This window comes from Sphaerisporangium sp. NPDC049002, assembly GCF_040649355.1.
Classification (GTDB): Bacteria; Actinomycetota; Actinomycetes; order Streptosporangiales; family Streptosporangiaceae; genus Sphaerisporangium.
The window spans coordinates 1-13,076 of the sequence record NZ_JBEZFH010000106.1; the positions used below are offsets into that span (position 1 = coordinate 1).

11 protein-coding genes are annotated in these 13,076 nt (G+C 72.6%); 9 read left to right on the top strand and 2 right to left on the bottom strand.

The genetic code is table 11. The features are described from left to right. Positions 1-160 precede the first annotated feature (160 nt). The 5 genes from AB0B89_RS21160 (at position 161) to AB0B89_RS21180 (ending at position 6,200) form a co-directional block, all read left to right on the top strand. Entirely contained in the window at positions 161-877 is a 717-nt protein-coding gene (locus tag AB0B89_RS21160; RefSeq protein WP_358555276.1) for a response regulator transcription factor, read from the top strand. Then, positions 877-2,259, top strand: coding sequence for a HAMP domain-containing sensor histidine kinase (locus tag AB0B89_RS21165; protein WP_358555279.1), 1,383 nt, complete (start codon positions 877-879; stop codon positions 2,257-2,259). The genes AB0B89_RS21160 and AB0B89_RS21165 overlap by 1 nt, the downstream gene beginning before the upstream one ends. A 63-nt stretch (positions 2,260-2,322) precedes the next feature. Then, positions 2,323-3,540 (top strand): bifunctional glycosyltransferase family 2/GtrA family protein, encoded by a 1,218-nt coding sequence (locus AB0B89_RS21170; protein WP_358555282.1) that lies wholly within the window; start codon positions 2,323-2,325, stop codon positions 3,538-3,540. Next, positions 3,537-5,699, top strand: a complete 2,163-nt coding sequence (locus AB0B89_RS21175) for a glycosyltransferase family 39 protein (RefSeq protein ID WP_358555285.1) — start codon at positions 3,537-3,539, stop codon at positions 5,697-5,699. The genes AB0B89_RS21170 and AB0B89_RS21175 overlap by 4 nt, the downstream gene beginning before the upstream one ends. An 84-nt stretch (positions 5,700-5,783) precedes the next feature. Then, positions 5,784-6,200 (top strand): ferritin-like domain-containing protein, encoded by a 417-nt coding sequence (locus AB0B89_RS21180; protein WP_358555288.1) that lies wholly within the window; start codon positions 5,784-5,786, stop codon positions 6,198-6,200. A gap of 103 nt (positions 6,201-6,303) precedes the next feature. On the opposite strand, the gene AB0B89_RS21185 is transcribed toward AB0B89_RS21180, so the two are convergent. Further along, positions 6,304-8,277: an acetate--CoA ligase family protein gene (locus AB0B89_RS21185; protein ID WP_358555291.1), complete on the bottom strand. Its 1,974-nt coding sequence runs from the start codon at positions 8,275-8,277 to the stop codon at positions 6,304-6,306. 136 nt (positions 8,278-8,413) lie between these two features. Here AB0B89_RS21185 and AB0B89_RS21190 point away from each other — a divergent pair, with 136 nt between their 5' ends. Next, positions 8,414-9,064, top strand: a complete 651-nt coding sequence (locus AB0B89_RS21190) for a TetR/AcrR family transcriptional regulator (RefSeq protein ID WP_358555293.1) — start codon at positions 8,414-8,416, stop codon at positions 9,062-9,064. A 306-nt stretch (positions 9,065-9,370) separates the two neighbouring features. Here AB0B89_RS21190 and AB0B89_RS21195 read toward each other — a convergent pair whose 3' ends face one another. Beyond that, complete coding sequence (locus tag AB0B89_RS21195) at positions 9,371-9,919, bottom strand: hypothetical protein (RefSeq protein WP_358555296.1); 549 nt, start codon at positions 9,917-9,919, stop codon at positions 9,371-9,373. Positions 9,920-10,108: 189 nt separating this feature from the next. Between AB0B89_RS21195 and AB0B89_RS21200 the strand changes: the two genes are divergently transcribed. The 3 genes from AB0B89_RS21200 to AB0B89_RS21210 form a co-directional block, all read left to right on the top strand. Beyond that, entirely contained in the window at positions 10,109-11,248 is a 1,140-nt protein-coding gene (locus tag AB0B89_RS21200) for an NAD(P)-binding protein (protein ID WP_358555299.1), read from the top strand. After that, on the top strand, positions 11,245-12,456 hold the full coding sequence (locus AB0B89_RS21205) for an aromatic ring-hydroxylating dioxygenase subunit alpha (protein WP_358555302.1): 1,212 nt from the start codon (positions 11,245-11,247) through the stop codon (positions 12,454-12,456). Before AB0B89_RS21200 ends, AB0B89_RS21205 begins: the two co-directional genes overlap by 4 nt. A 1-nt stretch (position 12,457) precedes the next feature. Then, a partial coding sequence (locus AB0B89_RS21210; protein WP_358555304.1) for an aminotransferase class III-fold pyridoxal phosphate-dependent enzyme occupies positions 12,458-13,076 on the top strand: 619 nt, incomplete at its 3' end.

Consider the following 13,076-nt stretch of genomic DNA (forward strand, 5'->3'; position numbering starts at 1 on the left):
CGTGACGACGAACGGAGAACTCTGATGCGCAGACCAGACAGGTCACCGCACGCTCGGGCCCTGGCGGCCCTCCCGCTCCCGATTCCCCCGTCGCCTAGAGGCAACAGTCCCCTCGGGAGGAACTGATGGGCTTCTCACGATGTCCGGCTACCGTGAGCCGGTGAGCACAACGGGAGACAGGGACGTCGCGCGGCTGCTGGTGGTCGACGACGAACCGGCGCTGCGCGAGGCCCTGCAGAGCAGCCTGGAGTTCGAGGGATACAAGGTCGGCCTGGCCGAGGACGGCGCCGGGGCCCTCGACGCGCTCGGGCGCGAGCGGTACGACCTCGTGGTGCTCGATGTCATGATGCCGCGCGTGGACGGGCTGACCGCGTGCAGGCGCCTGCGGGCCGCGGGGAACCAGATCCCCGTGCTCATGCTCACCGCCCGTGACGCCGTCGGCGACCGCGTGTCCGGGCTGGACGCCGGGGCCGACGACTACCTCGTCAAGCCGTTCGAGCTGGACGAGCTGTTCGCGCGGGTGCGCGCCCTGCTGCGGCGGGGCGCGAGGCAGGCCCCGGCCGCCGTCCCCGACGGCGTGCTGAGCCACGCCGACCTGCGCATGGACACGACCAGCCGCGAGGTCACCCGGGGCGAGCGCCCGCTGGAGCTCACGCGCACGGAGTACCTGCTACTGGAGCTCTTCCTCGCCCACCCCCGGCAGGTGCTCACCCGCGAACAGATCCTGAGCGACGTGTGGGGCTTCGACTTCGAGCCCTCGTCCAACTCCCTGGACGTGTACATCATGTACCTGCGCCGCAAGACCGAGGCCGGGGGAGCGCCGCGCCTCATCCACACCGTGCGCGGCGTGGGATACGTGCTGAGGACGCCGTCCTGATGCGGCGCGGGCGCCGGTCGATGGGGTCGCGGCTGACCGTGCTGGTCGCGACGGCCGTCGCCGTGGCGATCGCCGTCTGCGCGGCGGCCTGCTGGTTCCTCGTGCGCAACGAGCTGTCGCGGCAGCTGAACGACTCCCTGGACCAGCCCCCGGTGGGCGGCAGGACGGTCGAGATGATCCAGAGGAACTGCACCGAGCACCCGACCGGCACCGAGGAGCCCGGACCGTTCCTGCGCCTGCAGCAGATCGTCCTCACCGGCGGCACCCGCTGCGCCCAGGGGTGGGACGCGGTGAAGGTGGAACCGGCCGACCTGCGCGTGGCGGGGGTGCGCGGGGGGCGGATCCTGCGGGACGGCGTCACCGACAGCGGCGACACCGTCCGGGTGCTGACCGTGAACGTCGGCCCTGGCATGGCCGTCAGCGTCTCCCGGTCTCTGGCGGGCACCGATGCGACGCTGCGCGGCCTCGCGCTGCTCCTGGCGGGGGTCGCCGCGCTCGGCGTCCTCGGCGCGGCCACGGCGGGCCGGTTCGTCTCCCGTACGGCCCTGCGCCCCGTCGCCCGCCTGACCAGCGCCGTCGAGCACATCGCGCGGACCGAGGACCTGCTCACCCGCATCCCGGTCGACGGTGAGGACGAGATCGCGCGGCTGAGCACGTCCTTCAACGCGATGACGGCCGCCCTGGCAAGCTCCCGCGAGCGCCAGCGGCAGCTCATCGCCGACGCCGGGCACGAGCTGCGCACCCCGCTCACCAGCCTGCGCACCAACATCGACCTGCTGCTGCACAGCGAGAACACCGGCAGGCAGCTCGACCCCTTGGCCAGAAGGCGCCTGCTCGCGAGCGTGAAGGCCCAGATGGCCGAGCTGTCCGCCCTCGTCGGGGACCTGCTGGAGCTGTCGCGCGTGTCCGGAGGCGAGGAGCCCACGCAGGACCTCCCGTTCCACGAGGTGGTGGAGGCCGCCGTCGCCCGTGCCCGCCTGCGCGCCCACGACGTGCGCATCGACGCCGACCTCGGCGAGTGGTACGTCCACGGGCGCGAGGGGGCGCTGGAACGCGCCGTGGTCAACCTGCTCGACAACGCCGTGAAGTTCAGCCCCGAGGGGGGCACGGTCACTGTACGGCTCGGCGGGGGAGAGCTGACCGTGCGCGACCATGGCCCCGGCATCCCCGAGGACGAGCTTCCGCACGTCTTCGACCGGTTCTGGCGGTCGTCCACGGCCAGGAGCATGCCCGGTTCCGGCCTCGGTCTCGCCATCGTGGCGCAGGCCGTTCGGGACGCGGGGGGCGAGGTGGCCCTGTCCAACGCCCCCGGAGGCGGCACCCGCGCCACCCTGAGGCTCCCCGGCCGGGCGCATTCTCAGACAGGGTTAATCAACGCCTAAGGGTGGTTCAATCCCGCTCCTCGACGGTGGAGCCATGAGCCAGCCGAACCCCGGTCATCGCGCATGACCTCCTCCCTCGCACCGGCGCCCGCGCGGGCGTCCCTCGCTCCGGAGACCAGGCCCCGCCTCGTCGACGTGGTCGTCCCGGTGTACAACGAGCAGCGGGTGCTCGCGCAGAGCGTCCACCGCCTCCACGACTACCTGACCCGCACCTTCCCGTACGGCTTCCGGATCACGGTCGCCGACAACGCCAGCACCGACGGCACCTGGGACATCGCCACCGGGCTCGCGCGCGACCTGCCTCGCGTACGGGCCGTCCACCTGGACAAGAAGGGCCGGGGACGGGCGCTTCGCCAGGTCTGGGCCGAGAGCGACGCCGACGTCGTCAGCTACATGGACGTCGACCTGTCCACGGACCTGACCGCGTTCCTGCCGCTGATCGCCCCCCTGCTCTCTGGCCACAGCGACCTCGCGATCGGCACCCGCCTGTCCAGGGCGGCCCGGGTGGAGCGCGGGCCCAAGCGGGAGATCATCTCCCGGGCCTACAACCTGCTGCTGCGCTCGGCCATGGGCGCCCGCTTCTCCGACGCCCAGTGCGGCTTCAAGGCGGCCCGTACCGAGGTCGCCCAGGCCCTGCTGCCGGCGGTCGAGGACGAGGAGTGGTTCTTCGACACCGAGCTGCTGCTGCTGGCGGAACGCCACGGCCTGCGCATCCACGAGGTCCCCGTCGACTGGGTGGACGACCCCGACAGCCGGGTCGACGTCCTCCGGACCGCGCTCGACGACCTCAGGGGGATGGCCAGGGTGGCACGCAGGACGCTGTCGGGCGCGGCCCGCATCCCGGTTCCCGACCGGGTGGTCGCGGCCCGGCTGCCGTCGGGCATGGTCCGGCAGCTTCCCCGCTTCGTGGCCGTCGGGGTGATCAGCACCCTCGCCTACCTTGCCCTGTTCTGGGTGCTTCGCGGGGTCACGGCCGCCGTGGTGGCCAACGCCGTCGCGCTGCTGGTCACCGCCGTCGCCAACACCGCCGCCAACCGGCGCTTCACCTTCGGCGTGACAGGTTCGGCGGGAGCCCTGCGGCACCAGGTCGAAGGGCTGGTGGCGTTCTTCGTCGGCCTCGCGCTGACGACCGGGACGCTGGCCCTGCTGCCCGCGACCGCGCCGAGGTCGGTCGAGCTCGGCGCGGTCGTCGTCGCCAACGGGGTCGCCACCCTGGTCCGTTTCATGCTGCTCCGCGCCTGGGTCTTCAGCCCGGGCCGCAGGAAGGAGAACTCCCGATGACCGTGGACGTCGAACGGCCGGCGGCCGCCGGGGGACGGCGCCGTCCCGCCGGGCGCGGCCTCCCCGCGCGGATCCTGCTCGGCCCCGTTGACGATCCCCGCTGGGCGCGACCGGCGCTGCTCGGCGTGCTCGCGCTCGCGGCGGTGCTGTACACCTGGGCACTCGGCCGCAACGGGTACGCCAACGACTACTACTCCGCCGCCATCCTGTCGGGCACGCGGAGCTGGAAGGCGTTCTTCTTCGGAGCGGTCGACGCGGGGTCGTTCATCACCGTCGACAAGCCGCCGTTCGCACTGTGGGTGATGGGCCTGTCGGCACGGATCTTCGGCTTCGGTACCTGGAGCATGCTCCTGCCGCAGGCCCTCGCGGGAGTCGCCTCGGTCGCCCTCGTCCACTCCGCCGTACGACGCGCGTTCGCCTGGGCGGGCCGGACCGAGGACCCCGTGTTCGCCTGGACCGGCCGGACCGGGGACCCCGCGCTCGCCGGGGCACGGGGGCACGTGGCGGGGCTGGTCGCGGGACTGGTGATGACGCTGACGCCGATCACCGTGGCGATCAACAGGGACAACAACCCCGACACCATCCTCGTGCTGCTCCTGGTCGCGGCGGCCTGGTTCTGCGCCGAGGCGATCAGGACCGGGCGGATGCGGACCCTGGTGCTCTGCGGCCTGCTGGTCGGCATGGCCTTCACCACCAAGATGCTGCAGGCCTACCTGGTGCTCCCCGCGTTCGCCCTGGTGTACCTGTACGCCGCGCCCGGCAGGCTCCTGCGGCGCCTCGGCCACCTGCTGGTCGCCGGCGCCGTCCTGCTGGTGTCCAGCGCGTGGTGGATGGTCGTCGTCGACCTGTGGCCCGCCGCCGACCGGCCGTACATCGGCGGCAGCACCGACAACACGGTCTGGGACCTGGTCATCGGCTACAACGGCCTCGGGCGGATCTTCGGCCGCGAGGGGGGAGGCGGAGGCGGCGGTGGCGCCGGCTTCGGAGGGGCGTCGGGCGCGGGACGCCTGTTCAACGACATCATGGCCGGCCAGATCTCCTGGCTGATCCCCTTCGCCGCCCTGGCACTGATCGCCGGCCTGATCCTCACGACCCGCCGCCCCGGCCGGACGCCGGTTCCCGATTCCGCCCTCACCGGTGATCGGTCCGGTCCCGTGGGCTTGCTCACGGAGCGCTCTTCCGGTCCGCGGGCGGCGCTGCTCCTCTGGGGTGGGTGGCTGGTCGTCCACTACGCCGTCTTCAGCTTCTCGGCGGGGACCTTCCACCCGTACTACTCCACGGCGCTCGCCCCCGCCGTAGCGGCCCTGGCCGGGCTCGGGGGAGTGCTGATGTGGCAGGCGTACCGGCGGACGCGCGCGTGGGCCTGGGCGCTGCCCCTGGGCATCGCGGTCACCGGAGCCTGGGCGTTCGTCCTGCTCCGCCGTACTCCCACGTGGACGCCGTGGCTCGCGTACGCGGTGGCGGGCCTGTGCGCGGTCGCGGCGCTCGGGCTGCTCGTCCTGCGGCTCGGCGGAAGGGGCCGGACACGGCCCGCCGCCGTCGCCCTGATCCTCGGCCTCGTGGGAGGCCTGGCGGGCCCCGCCGCGTACGCGCTCACCCCGCTGTCCTCGGCCGTGAACGGCACCAACCCCACGGCCGGACCGGCGGGAAGCGGCGGCTTCGGCGGCGTGGGCGGTCCTGGCGGCATGGGGGGACCCGGTGGCATGGGCGCGCCTCCCGCCGGGACGCGCGACCGGGTTCCCGGGCAGCGAGGCGACGGCCCGATGGGGAACCCCCCGGCCGGCTTCGGCGGCGGAGGACGTGGAGGGAACGTCAGCGCCGCGATGATCTCCTACCTGGAGAAGAACCGGGGTGGCGCCACCTGGCTTCTCGCGGTCGGCAGCGCCCAGAGCGCCTCGTCGATCATCCTGTCCACCGGCGGCGAGCCGGTGATCGCGATGGGCGGCTTCACGGGCAGCGACGCGGCCATGACCGTTGCCACCCTGAAGGAGTACGTCACCAGCGGCCGACTGAAGTACATCATGCTCGGCGGAGGAATGGGCGGCCCCGAGCGCGGCAACGACGAGGTCACCGCGTGGGTCAAGGCCAACGGGACCCTCGTGGACGCCTCCGAGTACGGAGGAACCGGCACCGCCCAGGCGCTCTACAAGCTCGGCTGAACGGCGTGGCGGAGTGGAACCGCATTGTCGCCGCGATAGGGGGTAGGAGGGCAGGTCTACAAGGCAACGGAAGGATGATCAAGCGTGGACCAGCACAGTTTCATCGCCCTCCTCAACGAGGACCTGGAGAGCGAGTACCGCTCGATCGTGCAGTACGCGCAGCACACCGCCACGGTCAAGGGGCCCGAGTACCAGAGCATCATCGAGGAGCTCAAGGCCCACCTGGCCCAGGAACTGGAGCACGCGACGACGCTGGCCGGGCAGATCGCGTTCCTCGGCGGGATCCCGTCGGTCTCGGTGCCCGAGATCCCGAGCGTTCCCGACGGCGCCGCCGCGCTCCAGCTCGACCTGGAGCTCGAAGAGAACCAGCTTCAGCGCTACCGCGAACGGGTCAGCCAGGCCGTGGAGCTTGGCCTCCCCGACGTCGCCGAAGCCCTGCGCCCCCTGCTCCAGCAGACCCAGGACCACGTCATGGACCTCCAGGGGGCCCTCGGCAAGTAGCCCCGATCCGGCCACCGCCCCGGCCGGCACCCACCCGTCCCCGCCACCGCCCACCCACGCTCCTCCCCGCGCTGCTCGGGGCCTCAGCGTGAGTGGGGTGTCGTCAGGTTCGGATCAGGGCGTCGGCGGCGGTCGCGGTGGCCGGGGTGACGATCACTGGGTTCAGTTCGACCAGGGTGAGGTTCTGCGTGAGGGCCAGGTCGCCGGTCCGGGAGGCGAGGTCTCCGACGGCCTCCAGGTTCACCGGGGGTCGTCCGCGCGCGCCGATCAGCAGCGGGGCTCCGCGCAGCCGTCCCAGCGCCTCGACCACCCTCTGGGGAGTAGCGGGAAGGGGCAGCAGGACGGCGTTGTCCAGCACCTCCACCCACGTACCGCCCAGCGCGAGGACCAGGACCGGCACGACCCCGTCCCGCCGCACCGCGACCAGCAGCTCCACCCCCGGCGGGACCATCTCCTCGACCAGGACGACCGGGCCGGATGCGGTCCGCTCACCGAGCGCGGGGGAGGTCAGGAGGGTGGTGGCTCCCTCCCGTACGGCCTCCGCGCCACTGATCCCGAGGAGGAGCGCTCCAAGGTCGGTCTTGTGCCGGAGGTGCCTGCCGCTGAGCTTGAGCGCCACGGCCGTACCGAGCGCGGCGGCCGCCTCGACGGCCTCCTCGGGCGTACGCACCGCGAAGCCGGAGGGGACGGCGATGCCATGGTCCCTCAGCAGCGCCTTGGCCTCGTGCTCGGCGAGCCAGCCGGCCGTGTCCGGACGGCGCGCCTGGCCGACCCTGTCGGCGGCGCGTGTGGCGGCGGCGGTGCGCCGCGTGTCCCCGAAGATCACCGCTGTGTAGTCGAGCGGATTGCCCGGGGTCGCCGTCGGCGGCAGCACCGGGATGAGCGCGGCGCGCGTCGGCGGGGACAGCGCCGGTAGGGGTACCCCGAGACGCGCGGCCTCGTCGGCGCCGACCGCCGCGTCACCGCCCGAGCACGTCACGACCAGCACTCCCTCACGGTGACCCCCGCTCTCCGCACGGTCTCGGCTCCCGCTCTCCGCACGGTCTCGGCTCCCGCTCTCCGCACGGTCTCGGCTCCCGCTCTCCGCACGGTCGCGGTGCCGGTCGTCCGTACGGTCGCGGTGCGCGTGGTCCGTACGGTCGCGGTGCGCGTGGTCCGTACGGTCGCGGTGCGTGCCGGCCGTACGCCCGGGGCGGGAGCCGTGGGCCAGGGTCTTGGCGAGTTCGAGGAGTTCGTGGGGGTTGCGGGCCCAGGCGCCTCCGGCCTCCTCGATCAGGGCCCTGAGCACCCGGGCGTCTCCGGCCACAGCGCCGGTGTGCGCGGCGGCGGCGGAGGCGCCGAGCTCGCTCGTACCGGCCTTGAGCACGGCCACGCCGATGCCCGCGTCGGCACAGGTGGCCAGGGCGCCGGCGAGTCGGGCCCCGTCGCCCTCGTCCTCCAGGTAGAGCGCGACCGACCGTACCCCGCCGGTCTCGGCGAGGGCGGCGAGGTGGGCGGCGGCGTCGACCACCGCCTGGTTGCCGCACGACACGACCGTGTGCAGCCGGAGGGCCCGGGTGCTGAGCAGCGCGTTGACGGCGATGTTGCCGCTCTGGGAGATCAGGGCGACAGGTCCGGCGCGCCGGGGCGTGTAGGCGTCTCCCCACAGGGGCGCCCTTCCCGCGACCGCGACGATCCCGTTGCCGTTGGGCCCGCACACCGGCATGTCGTACGCCGCTGCCGCCGCCACCAGCGCGTCTTCCAGCGACCGTCCCGCGCCGCCGGGCACCTCGGCGAACCCCGCCGCGAACACCACGGCTCCGCCGCAGCCGTGTTCCCCCGCCTCGGCGACCAGCGCGGGGACGGTCGCGGCAGGGGTGGCGATGACGACGGCGTCCGGCACGACGGGCAGGTCCTCGATCCTCGGGTGGCAGGGCACGCCGTGGACCTCGGTGGCGGTCGGATGGACGCCGAACACGGGGCCGGGAAAGCCGGCGGCGACGAGGTTGGCCACGGCGAGGTTGCCGTACGAACCGGGGCGGGTGGAGGCCCCGACGACGGCGACGGACTCGGGGGCGAGCAGGCGCGTCAGCTTCACAGCTTCAGAGACTGACTGGCTGGCCAGTCAAACGTCAAGCCCATGGGGTGGGCCACCGGGCGTGGGCGCGAGATCCGTTTGACTGAACCGCCAGTAAGCAGCGGCAGGGCGGGGTCGCTCAGGTAGGATTCAGGCCGTGCGCAGTGCGGAGGGTACAGCCGAGGGGACACGCGGAAGCCGGGCCGACCAGGCGGATCAGCGCCGGGCCGAGTTGCTGGAGGCCGCGCGGCGGGTGGTGCTTGAGCGAGGCATCTCCAGCACCAGGGTCGCCGACATCGCCAAGGCGACGAACGTCAGTGGCGGGCTGATCCACTACCATTTCGCCACCAAGGACGAGCTGATCACCGCGATGCTCCGGACGACCATCGACACCGAGGTCGGCCGGCTCAAGGAGCTGGTGCGGGGCTCAGGTCCCGCCGTCGACCGCCTCGACCGGGTCCTCCGGTTCTACATCCCGCGGTCACGCGCCGACCAGAGCTGGATCCTGTGGATCGACGCCTTCGCGGCCGGCCTTCGCGAGGCGGTCGTCCAGCACATCCTGCTGGAACTGGAGACGGCGTGGATCGGCTCGGTCGAACAGGTCATCCAGGCCGGTGTCGACTCGGGCGAGTTCGTCTGCGACGACCCGCACGGCGCCGCCGAGCGCCTCGACAGCATGCTCGACGGGCTGATCATCCGTTACACGCTGCACCCGTCCGTGCTGTCGCGCAAGCGGCTCCTGGAGCACGCGCGCATCGCCGCCGCCCGCGAGGCCGGCATCGACCGCTCCGCCTTCCCCGCCTCCTAGCGCGGCGGCGGGCCGAGCGCGTGGCGGCCCCTGCTGGGTGAGCGCCGGGTCCGCCCCGGTGATGACCTCCGTATCCCGTGTCGCGCGGCCGCTATTGACAGCGGGCGGTCCCGGTGAGTTGACTGGGTGACCAGTCAGGATTGAGCGATCCGGGTGGTGACATGGCGTCGCTGGTACGGCTCACGCCGCAGCAGGCCGAGCTTCAGGAACGGGCGCGGCGCTTCGTCGACGAGGAGCTGATCCCGCACGAGGAGGCCGCCGAGCGCGCGGGCGGCCGGCTGCCAGAGGACGTGGTGGGCGGCATCGTCAAGCGCGCCACGGCGGGGTCGAGCAGGTGGTCGACGAACAGGTGCGCCAGCACGGGCTTGGACGCGGTGCGCGGGATCGCGAGCGTGTCGGTGCCGACGATCCCGGTGGAGCCGGAGGGGAACCAGTAGCCGAGCACGTCGGCTTCACGCCCTTCGGCAGGTACGACTGGGCGTTCACCATGTCACCCGACCAGCAGTGATGAACCGTTGCCTGCCCCTCGGGGACGAGCTGGTACGCGCTGATGCCGATCTTGATGTTGGTCGCGCCGATCAGCTCGGCGAGCCGGTCGCCCGCCCGCCTGATCGTGGCGGGGTCCTCGGTGTTGACGTCGGCGACGCCGTCGCGGAGCATCGCCATGGCCAGCCCCTCGCGCGCGTCGTCCAGGACGTACGCCTTGCCCTTGTACGCCGGATCCCACAGCAGGTCGTACCCGTCGGCGGGGACCGACGTCACCCGGTCGGCGCGGTAGCCGACAGACCGGTCGGCGCCGCACGCCGCGGTCAGGCCGAGCAGGCCGCCGGCCGGCAGGAATCGGCGGCGATCCAAGGGCTCACGAGGATGGGGGGCATGCGCGGCTCCTTTCTCACGTCAGGCCACCTCTTGCCAGACTGACTGGTTAACCAGTTAGTCTGGTGAGGAGGGTCTGCGGCCACAAGGCTCTCAGGCCAAGTTTTCCGGGTCGTTACGGCCGAACGGAAGGCGTCCGCCAGGACGCGGCAGGAAAGGTTCCGGCGAGTGGACCGGCACGGAGTTTCGCAGGGCGCGGAAAGCGGCGGCCCGAAGAGCGACACGAAGACAGATCCGCACACGACCTACGACGCCATCATCGTCGGTGGCGGGCACAACGGCCTCGTCTCCGCCGCCTACCTCGCCCGCGCGGGCCTGAAGCCGCTCGTGGTCGAGGCCCGCGCCACCACAGGCGGCGCGGCCACCACCGAGACCCCCTGGGGGCTGGAGTTCAAGGTCACCGCGCTGTCCTACGTCATGAGCCTCATGCCGCCCACCATCGTCAACGGGCTGCGGCTGGCGATCCGCGCGTCGGCCGAGTCGTTCGGCGCGCACGTGCTCACCGAGGCCGCGGTCGAGCGCGTCATCGTCAGGAACGGCCGCGCGCGCGGGGTGGCGCTGAAGGACGGCCGGGTGTTCGCGGCCCCCATCGTGGTCGCCGCGACGCATCCCGAGATCACGTTCCTGGAGCAGATCGACCGCTCGGAGCTGCCTCCGGATTTCGTCCGCGACATCGAGCGGTGGCGCTCCCGCAGTGGCGTCGTCAAGATCAACGTCGCGCTCTCCGGGCTTCCGAGGTTCACCTCGAATCCCGATTTATCACCACAGCAGCTCAGCGGGTCCGTCGAGCTGTGCCACTCCCTGGAGTACATCGAGCGGGCCTTCCAGGACGCCCGCGAGGGACGGCCCGCCGCGGCCCCCTTCTCCGACAGCGTGATCCCCTCGACGCTCGACCCCACGCTGTGCCCAGAAGGCACGCACGTCATGTCGATGTTCACCCAGTGGGTGCCGCACACCTGGTCCGCCGAGCCGCACACCGAGGAGCTGGACGCCTACGCCGACCGGGTGATCGAGCTGTACGACCAGCTCGCCCCGGGGTTCAAGGCCTCGGTCATCCACCGCCAGGTCATCGGCCCGCATCGGATGGAACAGGAGTACGGGCTGATCGGCGGCAACATCTTCCACGGCGAGCTCTCGCCCGACCAGCTCTTCCACGTGCGCCCCGCCCCCGGCTACGCCGACTTCACCACGCCGATCAGGGGCCTCTACCAGTGCTCGTCCGCCACCCACGGCGGCGGCGGGGTCACCGGCATCGCCGGGTATCTGTGCTCCAGGAGAATCCTGCGTGACCGGAGGTGGCGGCGATGACCGACCTTTCCCGCACGGCCCGCGACAGCCGTCCCGGCCCCGGCGGCACGGCCCCGGCGGCCGGCGGCCGTACGGCGCCGCTGGACCTCGACCAGGTACGGGCCTGCCTGGAGCCGCCCGGCATGATGCTGCCCGCCGCGGCCTACCTCAGCGACGACGTGCTCGCCTTCGAGCGCCGCGTGGTCTTCTCCGGCGGATGGGTGTGCGCCGGGCGCTCCGCCGGCCTCGGCCCGCGCACCCGTACGGCCGTCGCCGTCGGGGACGACAGCGTGCTGCTGGTGCGCGACGAGGACGGGACGCTGCGCGGCTTCTACAACGTGTGCCGCCACCGGGGCCACGAACTCCTGCCCTGCGGTTCCCGCGCGACGGGCCGGTTCATCGCCTGCCCGTACCACAACTGGGTGTACGACCTCACCGGACGCCTCGACCGCGTGCCCCGCGACCACGGCGACGCCTACGCGCTCGACCGGCTCGGCCTCGTCCCGGCGCGCGTCGAGGAGTGGCACGGGTTCGTCTTCGTCAACGCCTCCGGCGACGCGCCCCCGCTCGCGGCCTGCCTCGCCGGGCTGGAGGCGGTCGTCGCCCCGTACGAGATGGAAAGGCTCACCGTCGCGGCCTCGCACGAGTACGACCTCGCGGCCAACTGGAAGCTCGCGGTCGAGAACTACCACGAGTGCTACCACTGCCCGGCGATCCACCCGGAGCTGTGCCGGGTGTCCCCGCCGGACAGCGGCGACAACTACGAGCCCGAGGGCCTGTGGGCGGGCGGCAGCATGACCCTGGTCGACGGCGCCGAGACGATGTCGATGACGGGCGCCTCGGGCGGCGCCTTCCTGCCGGGGGTCACCGGCCCGCTCCTGCGCAAGGTCGAGTACCTGCACCTGTTCCCGAACCTGCTGCTCAGCCTGCACCCCGACTACGTGATGACTCACGTGCTCGACCCCGTCGCCGCCGGCCACACGAAGGTCACGTGCCAGTGGCTGTTCCCCCCGGAGGCCGAGGGCGCCGACCCGTCGTACGCCGTGGACTTCTGGGACCTGACCAACCGTCAGGACTGGGGCGCGTGCGAGGGCGTGCAGCGGGGGGTCGCCTCGCGCGGGTACGTGCCGGGGCCGTTCGCGCCGGAGGAGGAGGTCACCCACCAGTGGATCACCTCCGTCGCGACCGCTTATCTGACGGGCCGGCTCTCGCCGGCTGAAAGGAAATGAGATGTCAGTCGCCGGCGCGTCGACGGTCGAGCGTGATCTCGTCCAGCTCGACGGTTTGATAGCCAAGGAGGAGTCGGTCTTCCTCGAACGCACGGCCGAGTCCCAGCGTGTCAGGAGGGAGTGCGCCGACGTGCTTCCCGGAGGCGTCGCCTCCAACTGGCAGGACGCGCCTCCCGGGGCGGTGTGGATCTCCCACGGGGACGGCTCCCGGGTCGTGGACGTGGACGGCACCTCCTACGTCGACCTGCACGGGGGCTTCGGGGTGGGGCTGGCCGGCCACGCCCACCCCGCGATCGTCGAGGCCGTCTCCGACCGGGTGCGCAAGGGCACGCACTTCGCCCAGCCCACCGAGGACGCGGTCGTCGTCGCCCGCGAGCTGGCCCGCAGGTTCGGGCTGCCGCTGTGGCGCTTCGGGAACTCCGGCACCGAGGCGACGATGGACGCCGTGCACCTGATGCGGGCCGCCACCGGCCGCATGAAGATCATCAAGGTCGAGGGCACCTACCACGGGCACCACGACAGCGTGCAGGTGTCGGTGTACCCGGACCCGGAGCAGGCGGGGCCGGGCGGCCCCGCGGACGCAAGTCCCGGGGGGCGCGCCCGGCCCACCCCCCCCCCCC